The following is a 23237-nucleotide window of genomic DNA, read 5'->3' as shown; positions in this document are numbered from 1 at the left end:
CTTGAAAAGGAAATGTCACATGTGCCGCTTCCTTTCCTGCGTAGGTGGTATAATAATTGCACATGCGTGCAATTAGGGCGATTAAATTTAAAAGGTGGGACGGCAAATGAAAAAGTTAGAGGATTATGTTGTCAGCATACCGGATTTTCCGGAGGAAGGAATTATATTCCGGGATGTTACGAGTATATTGGAGGACGCAAAAGCGCTGCATATGGCGATTGACCAGCTGCAGGAAAAAATAGAGGATATTGATTTTGATATTGTAATCGGGCCGGAATCTAGAGGGTTCATCTTTGGCATGCCGGTTGCTTATAATCTGAACAAAGCGTTTGTGCCGGTCAGAAAGAAAGGAAAACTGCCCTGTGAGACGGCTTCTATGACTTATGAGCTGGAGTACGGAGTGGCGGAGATCGAGATTCATAAACGTTCCATCAAGCCGGGGGACCGTGTGGTTATCGTGGATGACCTTATGGCGACCGGAGGTACGATTGAGGCAATTATCAAGTTGATAGAAGGTCTCGGCGGTACGGTCGTAAAATGTGTATTTCTCATGGAACTCATGGGATTGAACGGCAGACAGAAATTAGAAGGATACGAAGTGGAATCCATTATTCAGTATCCCGGGAATTAAAAGGAAAAGGAGGGGGAAGATATGGCAGATGTGACGGTACAAGAAGCAAATTTTGATGCGGCAAATAATCATCTGGAGTTGGTGGATGGCCATGCCGTAAAGGCACCTGCAGATTATCAGAACCCGGATGAATTGTACAACAGCTTGATTGAACGTGTCCGCAAGTATCATCCGTCCGCGGACGTGTCCATGATAGAGAAGGCATACCGCACTGCGAAAGCGGCGCATGAGGGGCAAAAGAGAAAATCCGGTGAAGACTATATCATACATCCGCTCTGGGTCAGCATTATTCTGGCACAGCTTGAGATGGATAAAGAAACAATTGTTGCGGGGATGCTTCATGATGCAGTAGAAGACACTATCATGACCGACGAAGAAATCCGCAAAGAGTTCGGGGATGAGGTCGCACTTTTGGTAGACGGCGTCACCAAGCTGGGGCAGCTGTCCTACTCATCCGATAAGCTGGAGGTACAGGCCGAGAATTTGAGGAAAATGTTCCTCGCCATGGCCAAGGATATCCGGGTCATTATTATCAAACTTGCGGACCGCCTGCACAATATGAGGACGCTGCAGTTCATGCGCCCGGAAAAGCAAAAAGAGAAAGCAAAAGAGACGATGGACATTTACGCGCCCATCGCACAACGGCTTGGTATATCAAAGATTAAGACAGAGCTGGATGATCTGGCGCTCAAATACTCTCAGCCGGAGGTGTTCTACGATCTGGTCAAGCAGATCAATGCCAGACAGACGGAGAGGGAAGAGTTCGTACAGCAGATCGTGAACGAGGTGTCACAACACATGAAAAATGCCAACATCGATGCCGAGGTCAATGGGCGGGTGAAGCATTTTTTCAGTATCTATAAGAAAATGGTCAATCAGGACAAAACGGTGGATCAGATATACGATTTGTTCGCGGTGCGTATAATTGTAGATTCTGTGAAGGACTGCTATGCGGCTTTAGGGGTGATTCATGAGATGTACACACCGGTTCCGGGACGTTTTAAAGATTACATCGCCATGCCAAAGCCGAATATGTACCAGTCGCTCCACACGACGCTGATGAGTTCGGTGGGGCAGCCCTTTGAGATTCAGATTCGTACGGAGGAGATGCACAAGACTGCAGAATACGGAATTGCGGCCCATTGGAAGTATAAAGAGACCGACGACGGAAAGAAGAGTGTCGAGGCCAAAGAAGAGGAGAAGTTAAGCTGGCTGCGCCAGATTCTGGAGTGGCAGCGAGATATGTCCGACAACCGGGAGTTCTTGAACCTGCTCAAAGGCGATTTGGATTTGTTTGCCGAGGATGTGTACTGCTTTACACCGAACGGCGATGTGAAGAACCTGCCCAACGGCTCCACACCTATCGACTTTGCCTACGCCATTCACACGGCTGTCGGTAACAAGATGGTCGGCGCCAGAGTGAACGGGAAGCTTGTCAACATCGACTATAAGATTCAAAACGGCGACCGTATTGAGATTCTCACGTCACAGAACTCGAAAGGGCCGAGCCGCGACTGGCTGAATATCGTAAAAAGTACACAGGCAAAGAATAAAATCAACCAGTGGTTCAAGAAAGAATTTAAGGAAGAAAATATCATAAGGGGCAAGGAAATGCTGGCCTCTTACTGTAAGTCCAAGGGGTTTGTGCTCTCGGACTTGACGAAACCGAAATATATGCAGGTAGTGCAGGAGAAGTATGGATTCCGGGACTGGGAGTCTATTTTGGCTGCGCTTGGGCATGGCGGCCTGAAGGAGGGCCAGATCGTCAACCGGCTTGCCGAGGAGTACGGCAAGGATCATAAGAAGGAACTGACGGATGAGAGTGTGCTGGAGAAGGTGGCGGAGGCTGCCAAGAACCGGATTCACATCACCAAGTCAAAGAGCGGCATTGTCGTCAAGGGAATCGATGATATGGCCGTCCGTTTCTCCAGATGCTGCAATCCGGTGCCGGGGGATGAGATTGTAGGATTTATCACAAGAGGACGTGGAATGTCCATCCACCGCACGGACTGTGTGAATATCATTCATCTGTCCGAGGCGGAGCGTGCCCGTCTGATTACAGCAGAATGGGAAAAACCGGCGGAGAACGAGGGCGGAAGATATCTTGCGGAGATTAAGATGTATGCCAACGACCGGCAGGGACTTTTGATGGATATGTCCAAAGTATTTACCGAGATGAATCTTGATGTAAAGTCAATGAATGTACGCACAAACAAGCAGGGCACGGCCACCATCGAGGCGGGCTTCATAGTAGGAAACAAGGACGACCTGCTGAAGGTGACCAAGAAGCTGCGCCAGCTTGAGGGCGTGTTAGATATAGAACGAGCAGTGGGGTAAAGAGATGAAGGTAGAGAAGTTTGTTACAGGAATAATCAGCACCAATTGTTATCTGGTGTGGAATGAGGAGACCAAGGAGGCAGTTCTGGTGGATCCTGCTGCCGCCCCTTCTTATCTGGTCAGCCATATTGTGGAGGAAGGGCTGACGGTGAAGGCTATTTTCCTGACTCATGCCCATTTTGACCATATTATGGGGATTGACGGAATCATTGAGCGGTTCGGGGAGATGCCGGTATATGTGGAGGAGCAGGATTTGGAGCTTCTGCACACACCACAGCTTAACGAGTCCACCGTTTACACAGCCGGTTACAGCTATCCGAAGGGCGATGTGATTCATGACGGCGATGTGATTACAGTGGCAGGGTATGACTTCAAGGTAATTCATACACCGGGACATACCGCGGGCGGAGTCTGCTATTATGTGGAATCCGAGCAAATACTTTTCAGTGGAGACACGTTATTCTGCTGTTCTGTGGGAAGAACGGATTTCGCTACAAGCAGCATGTCGGCTTTGATCCGCTCGATCAAAGAGAAGCTCTTCATGCTGCCGGATGAAACGATCGTCTATCCGGGACATATGGGGGCGACTACGATTGGAAATGAAAAGGTGAGTAATCCTTTTGTGTAAAAGTTGAGAAAGAAGTGAAGAGGTTAAGGACATGATTGAAATCAGGTGCAAGAATGAACGTTTCACATATGACATGTTTCATATTGTGAAATCCTTCTTCCCCGACGAGCCGATCGGCCAGACCGTAGAAACGACACAAGAACCGCTGGTTATGATAAACATGGAGGGCGGTTCTTGTTTTTGCGTGGAGAAGGGCGAGACGGCGGACATCGGGGATAAGCGGGAGGAGAAGCGCTATATCAATAAAAAATTATACCGCTGGCTGGAGGAGCTTACCGGGGAGAGCCATGCTTGGGGCAATATGACCGGCGTGCGTCCTACAAAGATGATTATGGAGAAACTGGAAGAGGGGCTTTCCGACCGGGAGATTGTGGATTTCATGCACGATACTTATGTGGTCAGTGAGAAGAAGGCTCAGCTTGGGATTGAGATTGTACGGCGGGAGAAGGCCCAGCTTGAGCTTCTGGACTGCGAGGACGGGTACAGTCTCTATATCGGAATTCCGTTTTGCCCGACTACATGTAGTTACTGCTCTTTTACTTCTTATCCGATTGCAAAATGGGAGAAGCGCACGGACGAATACGTGGATGCCCTGATAAAGGAACTGGAATTTATCGCGGATGTTTCACGGCAGAAAAAGCTGAATACCATTTATATGGGAGGCGGTACGCCCACGACCTTGACTGCGCCTCAGATGGACAGGGTCTTGAGTTGTCTGGAGGAGAAGTTTTCCTTCGCGGATTTGAAAGAATTTACCATAGAGGCGGGCCGCCCGGACAGTATCACCAGAGAGAAGCTGGCCGTCATAGCACGCCATAAAGTAGGAAGAATATCGGTCAACCCGCAGACGATGCAGCAGAGGACGCTGGACATTATCGGGAGACGGCACACGGTACAAGACATCATTGACATTTTCCATATGGCAAGGGAGCTTGGCTTTGACAATATTAATATGGACTTGATTGCGGGGCTTCCCGGAGAGCACCCGGAGGATATGCGGGACACGCTACGGCAGATTCAGGAGCTTGCGCCCGACAGCCTGACGGTGCACGCGCTCGCCATGAAGCATGGTTCACGCCTCACCAGAGAGCGCAGAGAAAGTACAGAGTCCTTGAATTACACGCAGATGGCCCGAGAGCTGGAGCAGATGATCGACATGGCAGCCGCATGCGCGCAGGAGATGGGGCTTTTGCCTTATTATCTGTACCGTCAGAAAAATATTGCCGGAAATTTTGAAAATGTTGGCTATGCAAAGGTTGACAAAGCCGGAATATACAATATACTTATTATGGAGGAGCGGCAGTCCATCGTGGCGGCGGGAGCGGGAGCTTCCACCAAGGTGGTGCTTCCCTATGAAATCGACGCGCCGGGCAGCAGGAACGGCAGAAAGACGAATTTGATACGGATTGAGAATGTCAAGGATGTGGGGGAATATATTTCCCGCATCGATGAAATGATAGAACGAAAAGGAGAATGGTTATGGCGTTAAAGAAGAAACCGGTGACCGGGATGAAGGACATGCTTCCGGCAGAGATGGAAATCAGGGACTATGTCATTGGTCTGATCAAAGATACTTATAAAACATTCGGATTTTCCTCTATGGAGACTCCATGCGTGGAGCATATCGAGAACCTGTGCAGCAAGCAGGGGGGCGACAATGAGAAGTTGATATTTAAGATTTTGAAGCGTGGCGAGAAGCTGAAAATCGATACGGCCAAGGAGGAGCTGGATTTGGTTGACGGCGGGCTTCGCTATGACCTTACGGTGCCGCTTGCCAGATATTATGCGAACCATGCAAATGAGCTTCCGTCTCCTTTTAAGGCCATGCAGATTGGCAATGTGTGGCGTGCGGACAGACCGCAGCGAGGGCGTTTCCGCCAGTTTATGCAGTGTGATATCGATATTCTCGGCGAAGCGGGCAACCTTGCGGAAATCGAACTGATTCTGGCGACCACGGCTATGCTCGGCAAGCTGGATTTTCATAATTTTACGGTGTGCATCAATGACCGGAACATTTTGAAGGCGATGGCTTCCTACAGTGGATTTAAAGAAGAGGACTACGATGAGGTATTTATCATCCTCGACAAGATGGATAAAATCGGGGCAGACGGCGTGAAGGCGGAGCTTCAGGAGATGGGATATTCTGCGGAGAACGTGGACACGTATCTCGGGCTCTTTGACGAGATATCCGGGGATGTGGAGGGCATCCGCTTCTGTAAGGAGAAGCTTGCGGGCCATTTGGACGTGGAAATCGCGGACAGCATGGAGATGATCATATCCAGCGTGGAGAGTGCGAAGGAGGCCGAGTTCAAGGTCAAATTCGACCCCACACTTGTGCGTGGGCAGTCTTACTATACCGGTACGATTTTTGAGGTCGTGATGGATGAATTCGGCGGCTCTGTGGCAGGAGGCGGGCGCTATGATAAGATGATAGGCAAATTTACGGGACAGGACACACCGGCCTGTGGATTTTCCATCGGGTTTGAGCGTATTGTCATGCTGCTTCTTGAAAATGGCTATGAAGTGCCCACAAGACGGGAGAAAAAAGCCTATCTTCTGGAGAAGAACATGCACAAGGAAGGGATTCTGAAGGTGCTGGCGATGGCAAAGGCGGATCGTGAGGCAGGGAAGCAGGTGCTGATTGCGAATATGAAGAAGAATAAGAAGTTCCAGAAAGAGCAGCTGAATGCGGACGGATATCTGGATATTGTTGATTGTTATAGAGATTCAGTAGGAGAATTGTAGGAGGAGAGAAGAATGGCAGAATTGATGCTGGGCTTGAAGCGTACGCACCGTTGTGCGGAGATTTCCGAGAAGAATATCGGTGAAAAAGTGACGATTATGGGATGGGTACAGAAGAACCGGAACAAGGGAGGGCTTATCTTTGTAGATGTGCGCGACCGTTCCGGGTTGATTCAGGTTGTGTTTGAAGAGGAAAGTACAGATAATGAGATGCTTGCCAAGGCGGCGAAGCTCAGAAGTGAGTTTGTCGTGGCTGTGGTAGGAACGGTGGAGGCACGTTCCGGTGCGGTAAATGAAAATCTGGCTACCGGCGCTGTGGAAATCAAGCCGGAGGAGTTGCGGATTTTGTCTGAGTCAGAGACGCCGCCGTTCCCGATTGAGGAGAATTCTAAGACAAAAGAGGAGCTTCGCCTGAAATACCGTTTTCTTGATTTGAGAAGGCCGGACTTGCAGCGTAACTTGATTATGAGGAGTCAGGTGGCGACGCTGACACGTCAGTTCCTTGCGGAAGAAGGATTTCTTGAGATTGAGACTCCGTTTTTGATAAAGAGCACCCCGGAGGGGGCCAGAGATTATCTGGTGCCGAGCCGTGTGCATCCGGGCAATTTTTATGCATTGCCCCAGTCACCGCAGATATTTAAGCAGTTATTGATGTGCTCCGGGTATGACCGTTATTTCCAGATAGTAAAATGCTTCCGCGACGAGGATCTTCGGGCGGACCGCCAGCCGGAATTTACGCAGATTGATATGGAGCTGTCCTTCGTGGATGTGGATGATGTCATCGATGTCAATGAAAGACTGCTGGCTAAGGTGTTCAAGGAGATTCTTGGGGAGGAAGTGTCCCTTCCGATTCCGAGGATGACATGGCAGGAGGCCATGGACAGATACGGTTCCGATAAGCCAGATACCCGCTTCGGAATGGAGCTTGTGGACGTGACGGAGACAGTCAAAGACTGCGAGTTCGTCGTGTTCAAGGGCGCTGTTGAAAATGGGGGGTCCGTCCGTGGAATCAACGCAAAAGGACAGGGAGCAATGCCTCGAAAGAAGATTGACAAGCTGGTAGATTTTGCCAAGGATTTCGGCGCGAAAGGACTTGCGTACATCGCGATTCAAGAAGACGGTACCGTGAAATCCTCCTTCGCGAAGTTCATGAAAGAGGAAGAGATGAGCGCGCTTATTCAGGCGATGGGCGGCGAGAACGGGGATTTACTTCTCTTCGCGGCCGATAAGAATAAGGTGGTTTGGGATGTCCTCGGGAATCTCCGCCTCGAGCTGGCACGCCAGATGGAGCTGCTCGATAAGAGCGAGTACAAGTTCCTGTGGGTAACAGAATTCCCACTTCTCGAGTGGAACGATGAGCAGAACCGTTTCACCGCGATGCATCATCCATTTACCATGCCGATGGAAGAAGACCTGCAGTATATCGATACCGACCCGGGAAGGGTGCGTGCAAAGGCTTACGATATCGTGCTGAACGGAAACGAAATCGGCGGGGGCAGCGTGCGAATCTTCAATCAGGAAATTCAGAATAAGATGTTCGAGGTGCTGGGCTTCACGCCGGAGCAGGCAGAAGAACAGTTCGGTTTCCTCCTCAGGGCATTCAAGTACGGAGTACCGCCACACGCAGGACTCGCTTACGGTCTGGACCGCATGGTCATGCTGATGGCAAAAGAAGACAGCATCAGAGACGTGATTGCATTCCCGAAAGTGAAAGATGCCTCCGACTTGATGACAGAGGCACCGAGCGCGGTAGATGTAAAACAATTAGAAGAATTAGGGTTAGAATTATCAGAATAACTCGTTGGGGACGCATTGGGGACAGTCCCCGATGCATTGGGACCCGTCCCCGTCGACAAATCTGGGAATATTCAGACAATTCAAAACATAGGATGTTATATAATTCGTCTCCGGCCACGATGATGTGGCTGGAGATTTTTTGTGACAAAAAACCTCCGAGGGATGCACACAATGTGTAGAGGAAAGCTGCAGGGAGAGAGGAAGAGTTGAGTAGTCGGAATATTTTTGGAATTGTAGAGGGGGACAGGTCCCAACGCGTTGGGACCTGTCCCCATTACACATAAATTTGAACTGCGTCTATGGGATATCCATACCAACCGGCATATCCGTCGGCTCCGCTGCCGTATCCGGTCACCCATGGGAGCCAGCCTTTTCCTATTGTATGGACACGGTAGTGTACATCATGTCCGGGGCAGGAAATGAGACGCATCTGTAGTCCATCTAGCTTTGTGCGGCAGTTACCCGCAAAGTTTTCACCGGCGGAGTCCTTTTGCCGATCGCGCTGCCAGTTGAACCATCCGCCGTTCAGGCTGTGTGCCCGATATTCGAGATAACCGCAAACTTCCGGTTTACCCACTGTGTTCGCGCGAAGAGCCATAATGGGCACCCCGATGACGCCTGCATATCCGTCGGAATTGCTAGTATTGTAATTGGTAATATCAGCCCACCATCTGCCGTTTGCGTAAGCCTGATATTTTACTTGAATTTCGGATGAAGTGCCAGAATTGGAAGAAATAGTTGGAGCGCTTACGGAAGTGTTAGATGAAGAGGAGGAGGGGGAAATGGTGCGCCCTAAGATTCCCTCTACAATAGCCTGTGCGCATTTTCGATAATCCCATCTGTCTGTATCGTCTTTGTCGTCAACAAAGCAACATTCAATAAGAATAGCAAGATTTTTAGTACTATTTAGTACATAGAGATTTTTGGAATATTTGGTGCCACGGTTGCGGATGCCGAGGGTGGAACTGATATTGTGGCAGATACGGTCTGAAATAGCTTTTGTGCGGGTGTCATAGTTGAACACTTCAGTTCCGCCTGTACTCCCATCACCAGAATAATCGTTCCGGCCGCTGTTCAAGTGTATGCTTACATCAAGTGCTACCGTATGTTGGTTACACATGTTGACGATACCTCTGAGACAGCCTGTCTGAGTTGTGTTGTAATTGACGGTACAATCGTAGACGGTATGTCCTTCATTCCTCAATAGGCGGATTACCTCGTCTTTGACCAGACGGTCTTCGACAGATTCTTTTAAAATACCGACCGCTCCGGAAGCGCCGTTTCCTTGTGGGCAATGCCCTGCGTGTATGTTATATGATGCCATAATGACCTCCTTATTCTTTGGCTTCGTCAAATAGTTTCGTTATAGGCAGTTTTCTCATTGCAGGCTCCACATCTGTGTGCATGTAACCATTTCCACCCCTGTTTTCATAATCCCGGAACATCTTCCAGAATGCGTCTGCCTCCATCTCATTCCATGTGCGGGACGGATTGGTGGAAGCGCATGTGTAGTAGCGGTAACCTTGCAGAAGCCGGTCCCGCAGTTCGTTTACCTTTGTTTCGTTGGATTCCTTTTTTTGATTGAGAAGTTCCAGATTGGTGGAATCGAGCTTTTGACTGATTTGTGTGACTTGCTTGGATAGATTTTCTATAGATTCTTTCAGCGTCTGAATGTAAATGTCAGATTGACTGGAGTCTATGGCCTGCCTGTTCTCCAGTTCAGTAATGCGGTTTTCACATTTTTCTATTAAAGAGAAGAGCTTTTGCTTTTCCTGTGCTTCCTCCTCCATGTGTTGGAGACGGGAGGTGAGATATTGGTTAATTTTTTGTTTTATCTTCCAGACCATGACAGTAAGGATGAGGATGCAGAGAAGGACGGTGGCCACTTCCACTGCATCGTGACCTTCCAACATGGAGAGAAGAAGATTAGTGTCGTTGTTTATCATGGGAATTGATCCTTTCATTTAGTGGGAGAGAAATAATAATTCAAGTGATACTATATACCGTGGAACTTATAAAGCCTCAATAAGTTCTACACATAATTGCCCATAAATTGATGTTGTTATAGATTGCTTTTTGCCAAAACCAAGTTGTATTTTATCATTTTTAGACACTTTAGCATACACTTCAAATGTTGCCGTGTATCCACCTAGATAAGTATCATTTACTCCTGACGCATAAGTTCGAGCATAGCTTCCATTAATCGTAGGCATAGTATAGAGTCCGTTATCAAGCGAAAAGAAATAACCATTAATTTTAATGGCGGCATTTTTGTTTATAACAATACCATGTAAGGCAGTATCAAAGGTGAAAAGAGAAGTATCCGTATTTATGGTTTCTTCTCTAAAGGGTACTATTGTAATTCCCCAAGCAGTTGGGTGAGTAATTGTTGTCTGAGTGTCTATACTTAAAACGCTCATTTTCTTTTTTGTTTCATATAAGTTATTATGAATCTCATCAACAGCGGACTGTAATGTTATACCGTTATTCATTTCTACATGCTGAGCGGATAATAAGGATTTTATGTATCCAGCTGCTTTTTTGATATATGGTTTTAATACTTGTTTTTCGGCCAAAACTGCCATTTGGAGTTCCTCGTCTTTCTAGATGTTTTACTTCCTATCTTTGTTGTCTACACATAATATATTACAATTTCGAGCGTCCAATTTGCCCAGTTTTCTCCATTGTTATGATAACTGGCATATGCGTCGGCAGTTGTGTATAAATGACGAACTAATGTAGTGGGATATCTATTGGGGGCAGAAGCATACGGAAGCATGTAACAACCGTAACTAGCAAATAGATTTGAAGTATATCCTATTAGCTGTTTACCTACTATTTCTGGTATGCTGATTTTTATTTCTCCGTTAATGCTTAAATTATAAGTTGTGGAAGGAAACTGTTTTATAAGTTTATACACTGGCTTATTGTTACGATATCCAATAACCACAGGGACATTTAGATCATAAGAATTTAAAGTAGTCAAATTATTATTTATCTCATCAACAGCAGATTGTAATGTTATGCCGTTATTCATTTCAACATGCTGAGCGGATAATAGAGATTTTATGTATCCGGTTGTTTTTTTGATATACGGTTTTAATACTTGTTTTCCAGTTAATATGGACAAATTTAAATCACCTCATTTCAAATGTTAATTTTTAAAACTTGTAGTTTAACCTATTTCCAACGATTATGTATTCTTGTTATTTTAGGATGTAAGAATTTTATTAATGTTGAGTTTCTTCAAGTGCTACTCTTGAGGGCGGTAAAGGATTTTATAATTGTGCAACAGGCGGGGTTACATTCCTCTTTGGAGTATCTGGTAGCCGCCCTGCTGGCTACGCAATGGGCATTGTCCCAGCAGCATATATGCTACGCACAACAATTCAGGCTACATCTTACATATTCAGAATCGTAAAATACAAACTACAGTTATGCATCATTTCCAATGTCCATATACATATACAACAATTTGACTTTTTATTGAATTAGAAGACGAATTACGATAAGTAATGTTGACCCTGTCCATCAAAGAGGTATTATCATAAGGCGAAACATTTTTAGCATATCCTCCTTGCCCAGTTGAATTCAGAAAAGCATTTTGCTTCCAAATCAGTTGTATCGGGAGCATTTCTATATGCTGCACATAGTCTGTGCTTGCGTCAATGTACTCAAAAGTTGCCCTCATCTCACAACTACCGTCACTATATTTTTTTAATAGCCATTTGCCTATGCTTAACCTCTCATAAGACATAGCATTTAGATTATTATTTATTTCATCAACAGCGGATTGCAATGTTTTTCCATCATTCATTTCCACATGTTGAGAGGACAATAAAGATTTTATGTATCCAGTTGCTTTTTTGATGTATGGCTTTAGTACTTGTTTTCCAGTCAATATGGACAAATTTGAATCACCTCATTTCAAATGTTACTTTCTAAGAATTAAAGTTTAATCTATTTCCAACGGTCAGGTATATAAACTCGGAGGTTTTATTGTATTGTCATATTTTATATGCTTAAAGTGAATATATATTTTTAATGAGAATATATTATAAATTCTGAAATTTAAATTAATTAGAGAGTTAAATAGCAATTTAGTTCTCGATATTATAGACTTGGGAAACGGTGCCAAGCTGACCCGATGCGGTAATCATCGCATCCTCCAAATAATGAATGGTGTATCGTCTGTTGACGGAGCTATAGCCAACCTTACTACATCTGACAGACCAGATTCCTATGTCCAAGCGGTTGCTGTATTCCGTGGACAGACCGGGGACTATTTCGTGTCATAACTCCATCCACAGGGAAAGTAGGGTTCTTCAAAGGCACGAATATCCAAGTACAGTGCGGAGGATACATTGTTTCTTGTGCCGAATGGTACGTTGAGTAAGCTATAAATTACTTCCAGCGGCCGACCGCTATAATGCTGATATCAGTTAACAACCCTGACGTGCTTGCAGGGTTGCAGAATATTAATCCTACAGATTTCCAGTCACTGGATACTCGTATACTCGCCACATATGTTAGGCCGGCGGAACCGGCAGAAGCGGTTATTGAAGGTCTGGTGATGAATGCCTTTGCAAACTCGAAGTATTGAATTCCGGTGTGATATACGGAACCGTATGCTGTGCTGTAATTGTATGTTGCGCTCTTGGCTGTCCAGCATAGTTGTGTGCCATCTCTATAACGCACGTAACCGTTGCCGGATTCCACGATTCCCCCGGCACCTAAATTGCTATTTAATAAAGTTAAATTATTATTTATCTGGTCAACCGTGGATTGTAATGTTATACCATTATTCATTTCAACATGCTGAGCAGATAATAAAGATTTTATGTATCCGGTTGCCTTTTTAATATATGGCTTCAATATTTGTTTTTCAGTCAATATAGACATATATCAATCACCCCATTTCAAATGTTAATTTCTAAAACATGAAGTTTTATTTATATCATTCATCATAAAAGTAGAAAATCCCATTCATTAATTTGATAAGGCATAATATAAATATCCTTTTAATACGGAGTTTCTTTCAATGTTACAAGTGTATAATAATTGTTCGGTGGCACCAGTGTGTATACTTATTCCTTGTGCAATATATTCTAATCTGCGATGTGTAATCAATTTGAGAGTGGGAACCAAGTTTACGCAAATCAAAAAAGAGAGCGGAGTGGAGATGACTGGGTATTATATGTTTATGACAGTTCTTAATAATACAAAACTATAGTTTGTCTTTGTATAACACATAAACAACAAGGCTAATATCCTTGTTATTGGTGTCGCTGTTAGTAACGATAAGTTCAGTGATGTCACCGAATGTACTGAGTGTCGCTGTGTACAATGATGGGTTGTCTGTTCTAACGGCGGTCCATCCAGCTACATATTCAACTGTGCGGGGGATTTTGCTGCTAATGTCAATCTTCCGAATAGATTTGCCACCAACTGTGTAAGTATCGCTATGTACAGCACATTTTAGCATGGTCTGCAAATTGCTATTTATACTAATTAAATTATTATTTATCTCATCGACAGCAGTCTGTAATGTTTTTCCACCCTTCATTTCCACATGTTGAGAAGATAATAGAGATTTTATGTATCCGGTTGTTTTTTTAATATATGGTTTAAATACATTTTTTCCGGTCAAAATAGCCATTTTTAGCGCCTCTTCTTTCTAGATGTTTCACTTCTCGTTTTATTATGTTTTAATAAATTTTTTCTACAATTAAATTACAAGATAACCCGTCAATACAAATTCCTCTTGTTTCATAAAAAGTGATACTTATTTTGTCATTTTTTTTAACTGATATTATATTAGTTAATTTAATTATTGCGTAATTCCCATATTCCAATCCGTTATCTATTTCGGTATTATTATGGACTAAATATGCCCATGCTCTGTTATTAGTACCACTGCCGCAGCCAACGCTCGCATAAACTCTGACTGCAGAGACGTTATCACCAATAATAACTTGCCCAGAGGAATCTAATGAAAAACAATTTCCTTGTTTTTCCGATAAAACAAAAGGTACAGTACCAGATTCTTTCCAAAGAGCTGTTCTATATGATGATTTAATATAAGAAAAGGACAAATTATTATTTATCTCATCAACAGTGGATTGTAGTGTCATTCCATTATTCATCGCCACATGTTGAGCGGATAATAGCGATTTAATATATCCGGCTGCTTTTTTTACATATGGCTTTACAATTTCTGTTCCTGCTATAATGGACATTTTATGTCCCCCCCTTTTTGTTTTGTATATGAAATTATAATATTGCTTGGACTATCGATGTATTATTCGTCTGTGATATAAAATCCACTTATCAAAATAGCTCCGCTGCCCGATATGATATCTTTTTGTGATGCAGTCCAAACACGTCCGCCGCTTGAATAGGAAAGGTAAACATTTTTACCATTCCCATATGCTCCAGCCTTCAATACTGTATTATTATCACTTCCGTTTGCTTTAACAACACAATTTTGGTATCCAGCGGAAAAGGTAGAATGTACTTTAGTATTGTACGGTAGACACGGTATGGAAACAGTAAGATTTGGATTGGTACCATTGTTTCCAATTGTTAATTCTGCATTGAAAAATACTAATTTTCCTATTTTAACATAGAGACTATTGGATTCAAGAATGGTAGCGGTACATCCAACAGGAGTTCCAGACATTACGATCTGACCCGACTCATAAGATAAATTGTTGTTAATTTTATCAATAGTAGATTGTAATGTCGTACCATTACTCATTTCTACATGTTGAGAAGAGATGAGTGACTTTATGTATCCAGCCGTCTTTTTAATATATGGTCTTAGAATTTCTTTGCCTGCTATAATAGCCATATTTCAAGGCTCCTCCTTTCGAGTGATTAATTAATATGGGATAAGGTATTATTTCCAACTTCCAATAGCGAAGTAGACAAATTTGATTTCAAATAATAGTACTTTGATTTTTACAGTCTACTTGAAAACTGTTGGTTGTTCTAGCGTCATTACCACCGCCATCCCCGGCCCAATATGAATTTGTAACATTACCATTATTGTAAGGAGAGAGAAATATATGATATTGGTTATTGCAAAAAGGAGTTACCAGAGTAACTGTAGAAGTAGCAATACCTCCGGCAGAACTTGCTTTGCCTAAAGTTACAGCACCCTATTGCATAAGTACGCCGCTTTCAAATTTCAATACGGTATTACCTATTTGTTTATATGAGAATTTGTTGGTTAAAATGTTAGAAATTTCATCAATTGTAAATTGTAAAGTCTTGCCATTGTCCATTTCTACATGTTGGGATGACAATAAAGATTTTATGTAACCAGTTGTTTTTTTAATATATGGTTTTAATACATTTTTTCCGGTCAAAACAGCCATTTTTAGTTCCTCTTCCTTCTAGATGTTTCATTTCCCATTTTAGGTTAGTTCATTTAATTATTGTGTAATTTCTATACTCTAATCAGGCAGTCCTAAGCCACATATAGCAAGTTATATATGGCTGAAGATTATTATGAGCTGCATTCCCGCCCCTGTTTACTCCGCCGGGAATGACTTCATTCCCGGCGAAGATACTCCATCCTCTTCCGCTAGAACCGTAAGCGGTTAACTTTGCAATGTCCATATATCGTGCTGTGTTACCGACATTCCATTGTTCCCCGTCAGAAGGAACATGGCCATAATGGCTAGGCATTTCATTTGACGTTAACTTATGAGTTTTTGAACCGCCCGTTTTCTGGACAGTACTGAATTCTGCTTGGGACGTATCCACACCTACAGGTACTCGTCCGCCGCCCCAAGCAACCCATGTGCCACCTAAATAAGTATTAGGATTAGCAGCGTTGATACTTAGATAAATACTGCTAACAGGATAAATTTTGTCTAACATATGATCCATGGCATTCTGTAAGGTATTGCCGTCATTCATTTCTACATGATTAGAAGAGAGCAGGGACTTGACATAACCGCCTGCTTTGTGGATGAAAGGGTTTAAAATTTCTTTTCCCTGTAAAATAGCCATCTGTTTAGTCCTTTCTTTTATTCATAAGTTAAGAGGTTTTATTCCAAATCCCTCCTACTATCTGGTTTGTTGGTTCTGTATCACTTGAAATCATAAAATTTTTTAATGTTTCAAGAAGCATGCGTTTTGTGCCGTCTGTGTCTGTGACAAGAATATCGCTGGCTACCTGTAATTTTGCACTGTTGTCCAGTTCCGGCGACATTCCGATTGTAATATGCCCGTCATCAAATTCACCCAGTATTGGAATTCCTTGTTCTACGGTCATAGAGTAAATGACAGAGTCTACTTTATCTGTAATTTTGAATTCAAAATTATAAGATTTTTCAATAGATAAGTCTTTAATAAAATAGTTAGACAAAGTGTTTCTAATATAAGTGAGTTTTGAATCTGTTGCATTGACACTTGTTATACCAGATGAATAATCTGTTATTGACTTCCAGGATGAGGGAAGTGAAGTACCCACCTCAGCATACCGGTACATGATAGATACAAGAGAATTTTTGTCTGTAGAGCCGATAGCCAGACGAGAGTATTGTGAGTACAGTTCTAAAAATATTTCTTTTTCAAAACCATTCATCCTATAAATATTAATATTGGTAACTGGAGCATGGTAAGGAATAATAATGCAGTCTTTTGCTATTGTAGAGGAGACATTTTGACGTGAGTCAACTGCAAATACACAAATTTGATAGGTACCTGCTGTTGAGTAAGTTCCGATATCTATGTTAACTTGAGAAGTAGATGAATATACGGCTTCAGCAGTTTTGACTACATTTGTGGCACCTTTAGGTATGAGATAAGCAATGTATTTTACAATTGAAGCGCTTTTTTGTGCGATGGCTTTGCTGGCAGAGGGGATTTGTACCCGGAAGTTTCCCATGTTCTGTATGGTGGAGGTCGTAACGCCAAGGAGATTGGTTATTGTGGTGTTCGTATTTGCCAGAGTAAATGCATTGAAGGACGGATTAGCATTTGTGACATGCATGATACCACTATAGATGTTTTCATAGTATTTTCCATTTAAAGTAACACCACATGATATTCGGAAATTCATCTCGTTTTTCGTAGTACAGTGTTCATATAAGGTAGTGGCATACGAAGAAAGATGCCATAAATAAGTGGCTTCATTGATTGGTACGGTTACCTGAGCGGAATTAATGGTAATCCAAGAGCCTGAATCATCCTCCACACTTAATTTCAGTGTAGAGGCATTTTTGTCTTCATTTTGAAATGATAGAGACAAATTGTCACCGATATTCAAAGAGAAGGTATCTTGCGTTACAAGAGAAGATATGGGTAAAGTTGTGATACTGATGTTTGAGGATGTTGTATAAAGATTAGAGTCTTTACGCCAAATTCTTACGCTCAAAGTGTAAGTTGTATTTGGTGACAAGTTGGTAAATGTAAAGCTGTGGGAGGTGCTGCTGATATTGTGCTCAGTATTAACAACTTCACCGTTGAGATAATAATTAACATAACTGCAGGTTGCGTTTGCTGACCAGCTCAAATTCAAAGACGTCTGTGTGATGTCTGTGATTGCTGGCATGCCATTAAAATTTGCATATCTGGGGATAGTCAGAATCTCAAAGCTCTTAGAGCCGGAGATTGTGCCGACCCATCCGTTAAAATTGATGTTAAACGCCTGACTAAAAGACACGCTGAAAGTTTTTGTACCATCATCATTGTGATTAATTCTTGTTGAACCGCTAGCTAAGGTTTTAGAAGTGTTATTTCCAATTCCTATAGTGTTCGTGCCTGAGTATGTGGAGCCGTTAATTGTGACGCTCCAGCTTTTAGAGGCGCTTGAACTAATATATCCGGCGCCATTAGAATGTAGCACTAGGCTCCAGCTAATATCACTGTAACAAGGTGTGTTACTAGAATACCCTGTTCTGTTCCATGAAAAAGTTACATAGTCTCCGATATTGCCACTTGTGGTATATGTGGCATTTACTGAAAAGGAACCACTTGTTGTTCCTGCCATGATTATCACCTTCCTTTATGTTTATGATGTACCACCGGACTTTACATGCATCAATGCTCCGAGGGTTTTGCCATCTTTTGTGTAGGTCTTGGGTACCAATTTTATAGTCAGACAGTCCATACCATTTTTGGCCTGAAATCGTTCGGCTATAGTTAAGTCTTGAGTTACTTGAAAAATTATTTTGTCGTTATATTTTCCAAACAATCCGGTTTCTTCGTCGTTAGCCACCAGACAAATTTCTTGGTCCTTACCATTGCTGAGGACTGCTCCTTTTGAGGAAACAGTAAAATTAGTTTCCTGTTGAACGATATCGCTTTCGTCGTATAGACCTATTTGAGAGAGTCGGACTTTCCATTCTGTCTCAGACTGTGACACTTCAGTTTTGCTGGCATAATTTTCATCAAAACTCTGTACAGTGGAGTGAATAGATTTAAGGTCTGATTCTATGCTTGTATATTTTTCAGTTAGTGCTCCTATACTCGTGTTGGTTTCCGTTTTATAAGCTTCCATATCGCTTAACTTTTCTGTATTATTGTTTGCTTTTTCGGCTAGTTCTTTGACTGCTTCATCCCAAGTTTTTATAGCCGTTCCAGTGTTAGAGACCAATGTTTTAATACCGTTGAAATCCTGAGTAATATTTGAAAAGCTGTCGACAATATAAGTATCATTTAAAATATAGACCTTGCCATCCACAGATTCAACATAACGGCCTTGAGACGTGCTGTCATAAAGAGTGTACCAGCTTTTGCCGTCACGAGATACTTGAAGTTTGTGCTCACATTGACGTTCATCAGCAAAATAATGCCATATTATTATGTAATCTACTTTTTTGATTTCGCCTAAGTCAAGCTGTAAGCAGCACCAGTCGGAAGAATTGATGACGGAATATTGAGTTTTGTGATTATTGTCTTCAAGAGAGGATTTAGCGGTATAGTTACCGGGATTGGACACACCGATTGCGGCTGGGGATTCAAAATTGGCATAACCAGCCGGAGTTAGCCCCTCAGCATAGTCCTCATTGTGTCCCCAGATTTGACAGTTGACCCAGCGGTTTTCCTCATTAGCAGAGCTTCTTTTTAACCAGTCACGGACATAACGGATATTATTTAAGTCAATATCCTTTTTTAATGTGACAGTGGAAGAGAGTTCTTTTGCCGTTTGCTGCAAGTTACTTATATTTTCTCCATTGCTGGTAACCGTAGTGGTAATTTTGCCAACTTCAGATTTCAGACTAGTAATATTACCATTTGCGTCACTCAGCTCCGCAGTTATCTTACCGGCAGTCACCTCCAAGTCTCCGACTCTGCCGTCTATGGAGGTCACAGTTCCGGAAATAGTATCCACCGTTTGTTTAAGATCGGTGGCATTAGCCACGACACCATCTATTTCTTCTTTAACCGAACTAGTTATTGTATCAGCTTTTTGGTCGATTTCAGATTTCATCTGCGCTGTCGTTGGATAATTATTCAATGAATTATTTGTGGCATAAGTGGAAGCGACAGATGTACGAAATTCTTTTTCATTTTGTACAAAATCGGTGAAATCTTTTTGAATTTGTTTGACTGTGGAGCCGTCAGCTTTTTCTTCTACTTTAGTCTCCAGTAATCCAACACTAGTATTTATTCCTTTGATACTTTCTGTCGTGGAGCTCACTTGTTCCCGTATGGCACTAATTTTGGAACCATCATAATTATTGATAGCAGTTGTCATATCACTCTGGGTGATTTTAGTAGTTATTTCCTTTGTGTTTTGGTTCACTTTTGTCTCTAAGGAGCTGACACTGCTTGTCACCGCTCCCACCGCCGCGTCAAAATCCTCTGGCGCCGGTGTCCACCCGATATCTTTCATCCCCAGATAGAGTCTTGGATTGCGGATAACAAGCTTTCCTTTCACTCCGTCAGTCCGCACACGGAGTGCGGTAAAGCTGCCGGAGGCAGCGGGCGTAAATGTCTGCTGTATCTGCCCGGACACGTTGCCGGAAGCGATGGTCACCGGAGAGGTGACCGAGGCATTTGTTGTGCCCACGGTCTGCCAGTAAAATGTCCCGGCGGGGGTGTTGCCTTCATAGGCCCATTCACAGGCGAAGACAGTCTGTTTCCCTTGAATGGCAGAGGAGGGCACGGTCAGATCATACTGGCATCCCACGGTATTGGCGGCTCCGGTTCCGATAATTTCGGAGGAAGTGCCGCTTCCCTGCAGCAGGTTGCGCCCGCTGATTTCCAGATTGTCAATATCCGTCAGGATGACGACAGTCTGTACGTCCAGTGCACGGGAGGTCCCGCCGCCGGCGTAGAGCGTGCACTTTAAGGCCTTGGAGGCCGCAGACGGTGTGTAGGTCTTGGCGGCCTCGTCGGCAGAGGAGGTGTATTTGTTTGTGAAGTTCGTACCGTCTATGGATTCGGCGATGAGGAAACGCCCGGAGTAGGCGGTGCGCTCCGTGCCAGTACCGTCACGGTAATAGGCGGAAAAGGTGACGGCGGCAGGGGAGAGCCGGTTATCGCTGCTTTTTTTGATGACAAGCGTGGAGGGCTCCAGCATGTAGAGTCTGGCATTGGAGCCGTCGGCGCCGTCCAGCACGTTCGTGATGGTTATTTGGTTTGATGTTTTCAAGCGTTTGTCACTCCTTTACTCAACTTCAACGACAAAGGTGCATTTTTCATCGATGTCAGAGCCGTCTATATAGATGGCTTTTCCGGTCTTCCAGACTTCGCCGCCGTCAAGTGGAAGGGAATTCTTATCCAGCCTGTAGGTGTGGTAGGTCTCTTTTGGAAGGTCGGAGGCAGCTGCGTCTGCCCAAGTTGTGCCGTTGTATTTTTTCAGTGTTACTGTTTTGGCCGTGCGGTTTACGGCATAATAAAAGTCGCCGTTTGCCGGATTGGCCGGAGCGGCGGTGAGGAAGTTAGTGGACTTCAGGGCGTCTACCTCGGTGCCGCCTTGGAACAAGCGGTAATAAATGACGCCGTAACCTTGTCCATTCTTAATCTGCAGGCCCATGGTGCTGATACATTCGACTGCATAATTGTCCTGCTTATCTATGACGGTAGCATAGGCGGTATAGCTCTTTCCGCCGTAGACGGCCGTACAGGAGAAACTGGCATAACCGTCCACCATGTCGGGAGTGACGGTAAGCTTTGAGGCAGTCTGCCCGCTGATGGACGCCCAAGAACCGCTGGCGTATTTTTTCCAGACAAAGGAAGAGGGGGTGACCGTGGATGTCCCGGAGTACATGACCGTCTCCAGAGAGACATTGTTTGAGGAATTGAAAATAATATTTCCTGCCGGGGAGGTAATCTGGAAGAGTACCGCGTTGACTCCGTTTGTGCCGTTTACCGCGGCTTTTGATTTCGTCCAAGTAAACTTTTTCACAACCGTAGTGCCGTTGCAGGTGAAGGTCAAATCTACAGTTCCGCTCATCGTGTCGGCGGAGCCCAGAGAGGCGCCGGAGGCAACGGTCAGAACAAGAGAGCCGTCGGCGGCTGTGGTACTGCCGGTGTTGCTTTTTACGGTCATTCCGGTGGGGAGGGCGCCCACAGCCACAGAGCAGGGAACCTTTACCGTGCCCTTATATCCGGCAAAGGGGATAACGATGTCTGTGGCAGAGAGGGCATTCCCGGCGCTGCTGCAAGGGATGACCTGACTTTCATTGCCGACGATTACAGAGCTGCCGCCTGCTCCCGCCGCCCCGGTTCTGCCGTCGCTTGTAATCAGGACAGTCTGGGTGTCGAGAGCGGTTGTCGTGCCTCCGGCCGCATAGAGTGTACAGCGGATGGCCGCAATGTTGGCGGCGGAAGGGGTGTACTCTTTGGAGGCCTCGTTGGCCGTGGAGATGTATTTGACGGTATAGGCAGAGCCGTCTGTAGACTCTTCGATTTTAAAACGTCCGCTGTAAGCGCTGCGGGCGGCGCTCGTTCCGTCCCGGTAGAAGGATTGGAAGGTGACTTTAGACGGGGTAAATACATTGTTAACATTTTTATTCAGTACCAAAGTATCAGTCTCGATAAAATAAGTCCGGGCCGCCGCGCCGTTGGTTCCGGCCTTGACGCGTGTAAGAACGAAGCATTTTGTGATGGAAGCGTAGCCGCTGCGGACAGCCGTGAAATCCACGTATCCGTTGTCCACGGTCATTCCTGTGACGGTATAAGTCTTTTTGTCGCTGGACTGTGTACCGGTGATGCCGGAGGAGGGGGTGGTGGTGACGGTAAATGTATTGGTGATGTCGCTGCCGTTCTCGTAGATTGCCAGAGTGGAGGCCGCGCCTGCATAGGAGGAAACGGTGCCGGAACTGTTGGCGTACAGTGTGTGTGCGTCGTTGGTGAGGGCGCCTGCCACGGCATGGGCCCCGTCCCGCAGTTTGGTGATTGTGACGGTATCGTAGACATCCACGTCATCGGTAAGTACCCTGATGACTGCCGTATCGTGGAAAAATACGGCGTGGGACGGTTTGATATGTAAGGTATTGCCGCTGACCGTAGCGTTGTCGGAGGTGGCCGGGTAAGCTTCAAAGGCGCCGTCAGCTTTGCGGTACTGCCATTGGCTGATTGTGACATTTACCGGGTTTGCTGTGAGCGTAAGCTGAGAATCTCCGGTCAGGTTTCCGGCGGAGTCATATAGAAATACATTTCCACCGTCTATAGAAATATAGTGCAGCTCGTTGGCGTTCTGTAGGAGGGAGTAGGAGAGCACGCTCTGGGCGTTGACGGTCACATCGGTATCGGGGTCGGTGTAGGTCACATAACATAGGTAGCTCAGAAGGCGGCTGCTCACGGTACTCAGCTTGTTCTGGCTCACCGTCAGGATTCCACCGGCCACCGATTCTCCCGCAGTCAGGTTTCCCTCAGAGTCTGCCCCCTCTCTCCGTTTCCAAGAGATGGATACACCGGGAGCGGTGAGGGACAGCGCCTTGTCATTGAGGTATAGTACGGGAGTCACCTTCAGATTGGTGGCCGCCCAGCTGGGGGCGTAGGTATCGGTGTTGGGGTCATAGATCGCTGACAGGGGAAGGCTGCTGGTCAGATAGACTCCCAGCCTCCCCACGTCGTCGATATCAATAATTGTAATCTGGTTACTAGCTTTTATTGCCATTTACATATCCTCCT

At 44.8% G+C, this 23237-nt stretch carries 20 protein-coding genes; 6 read left to right on the top strand and 14 right to left on the bottom strand.

The window, feature by feature from the left end:
- Positions 1-106 precede the first annotated feature (106 nt).
- The 6 genes from BN6465_RS12895 to aspS are packed head-to-tail and all read left to right on the top strand — an operon-like array spanning position 107 to position 8135.
- Positions 107-631, top strand: a complete 525-nt coding sequence (locus BN6465_RS12895) for an adenine phosphoribosyltransferase (RefSeq protein ID WP_066735913.1) — start codon at positions 107-109, stop codon at positions 629-631.
- A gap of 21 nt (positions 632-652) precedes the next feature.
- Positions 653-2968, top strand: coding sequence for a RelA/SpoT family protein (locus BN6465_RS12890; protein ID WP_066735912.1), 2316 nt, complete (start codon positions 653-655; stop codon positions 2966-2968).
- A 4-nt stretch (positions 2969-2972) separates the two neighbouring features.
- The gene (locus BN6465_RS12885; protein WP_066735911.1) at positions 2973-3596 is read left to right on the top strand and encodes an MBL fold metallo-hydrolase; all 624 of its coding nucleotides are present in this window, start codon (positions 2973-2975) and stop codon (positions 3594-3596) included.
- 31 nt (positions 3597-3627) lie between these two features.
- A complete protein-coding gene (hemZ, locus tag BN6465_RS12880) occupies positions 3628-5085 on the top strand; it encodes a coproporphyrinogen dehydrogenase HemZ (protein WP_066735909.1) in 1458 nt (485 codons plus the stop codon).
- Positions 5076-6341, top strand: coding sequence for a histidine--tRNA ligase (gene hisS, locus BN6465_RS12875; RefSeq protein ID WP_066735908.1), 1266 nt, complete (start codon positions 5076-5078; stop codon positions 6339-6341). The genes hemZ and hisS overlap by 10 nt, the downstream gene beginning before the upstream one ends.
- A 12-nt stretch (positions 6342-6353) precedes the next feature.
- On the top strand, positions 6354-8135 hold the full coding sequence (aspS, locus tag BN6465_RS12870; protein ID WP_066735907.1) for an aspartate--tRNA ligase: 1782 nt from the start codon (positions 6354-6356) through the stop codon (positions 8133-8135).
- 274 nt (positions 8136-8409) lie between these two features.
- On the opposite strand, the gene BN6465_RS12865 is transcribed toward aspS, so the two are convergent.
- The 14 genes from BN6465_RS12865 to BN6465_RS20805 form a co-directional block, all read right to left on the bottom strand.
- The gene (locus tag BN6465_RS12865) at positions 8410-9459 is read right to left on the bottom strand and encodes an N-acetylmuramoyl-L-alanine amidase (protein ID WP_066735905.1); all 1050 of its coding nucleotides are present in this window, start codon (positions 9457-9459) and stop codon (positions 8410-8412) included.
- Between the two features lie 10 nt (positions 9460-9469).
- Entirely contained in the window at positions 9470-10081 is a 612-nt protein-coding gene (locus BN6465_RS12860) for a hypothetical protein (protein WP_066735903.1), read from the bottom strand.
- A 66-nt stretch (positions 10082-10147) separates the two neighbouring features.
- Positions 10148-10720: a hypothetical protein gene (locus BN6465_RS12855; RefSeq protein WP_066735901.1), complete on the bottom strand. Its 573-nt coding sequence runs from the start codon at positions 10718-10720 to the stop codon at positions 10148-10150.
- Between the two features lie 47 nt (positions 10721-10767).
- Positions 10768-11265 carry a hypothetical protein gene (locus BN6465_RS12850; RefSeq protein WP_066735900.1) on the bottom strand — a complete coding sequence of 166 codons (498 nt, stop codon included), beginning with the start codon at positions 11263-11265 and terminating at the stop codon, positions 10768-10770.
- Between the two features lie 312 nt (positions 11266-11577).
- Entirely contained in the window at positions 11578-12045 is a 468-nt protein-coding gene (locus tag BN6465_RS12845; protein WP_066735898.1) for a hypothetical protein, read from the bottom strand.
- A gap of 494 nt (positions 12046-12539) precedes the next feature.
- A complete protein-coding gene (locus BN6465_RS12840) occupies positions 12540-13037 on the bottom strand; it encodes a hypothetical protein (RefSeq protein ID WP_066735896.1) in 498 nt (165 codons plus the stop codon).
- Positions 13038-13362: 325 nt separating this feature from the next.
- Positions 13363-13794 (bottom strand): hypothetical protein, encoded by a 432-nt coding sequence (locus tag BN6465_RS12835; RefSeq protein WP_066735894.1) that lies wholly within the window; start codon positions 13792-13794, stop codon positions 13363-13365.
- Between the two features lie 49 nt (positions 13795-13843).
- Positions 13844-14374: a hypothetical protein gene (locus BN6465_RS12830; RefSeq protein WP_066735892.1), complete on the bottom strand. Its 531-nt coding sequence runs from the start codon at positions 14372-14374 to the stop codon at positions 13844-13846.
- A 62-nt stretch (positions 14375-14436) separates the two neighbouring features.
- Complete coding sequence (locus BN6465_RS12825) at positions 14437-14988, bottom strand: hypothetical protein (protein WP_066735890.1); 552 nt, start codon at positions 14986-14988, stop codon at positions 14437-14439.
- A gap of 310 nt (positions 14989-15298) precedes the next feature.
- Entirely contained in the window at positions 15299-15517 is a 219-nt protein-coding gene (locus tag BN6465_RS12820) for a hypothetical protein (RefSeq protein WP_066735889.1), read from the bottom strand.
- An 82-nt stretch (positions 15518-15599) separates the two neighbouring features.
- The gene (locus tag BN6465_RS12815) at positions 15600-16157 is read right to left on the bottom strand and encodes a phage baseplate protein (RefSeq protein WP_066735887.1); all 558 of its coding nucleotides are present in this window, start codon (positions 16155-16157) and stop codon (positions 15600-15602) included.
- 28 nt (positions 16158-16185) lie between these two features.
- Positions 16186-18141: a fibronectin type III domain-containing protein gene (locus tag BN6465_RS12810; protein WP_066735885.1), complete on the bottom strand. Its 1956-nt coding sequence runs from the start codon at positions 18139-18141 to the stop codon at positions 16186-16188.
- 21 nt (positions 18142-18162) lie between these two features.
- Entirely contained in the window at positions 18163-20751 is a 2589-nt protein-coding gene (locus tag BN6465_RS12805) for a discoidin domain-containing protein (RefSeq protein WP_066735884.1), read from the bottom strand.
- 15 nt (positions 20752-20766) lie between these two features.
- Positions 20767-23223 carry a hypothetical protein gene (locus tag BN6465_RS20805; RefSeq protein WP_066735883.1) on the bottom strand — a complete coding sequence of 819 codons (2457 nt, stop codon included), beginning with the start codon at positions 23221-23223 and terminating at the stop codon, positions 20767-20769.
- Positions 23224-23237 lie beyond the last annotated feature (14 nt).

This window comes from Bariatricus massiliensis, from assembly GCF_900086725.1.
Lineage (GTDB): Bacteria > Bacillota > Clostridia > Lachnospirales > Lachnospiraceae > Allocoprococcus > Allocoprococcus massiliensis.
The sequence above is the reverse complement of the archived record's forward strand: the minus strand, read 5'-3'. Positions and strand labels throughout refer to the sequence as shown.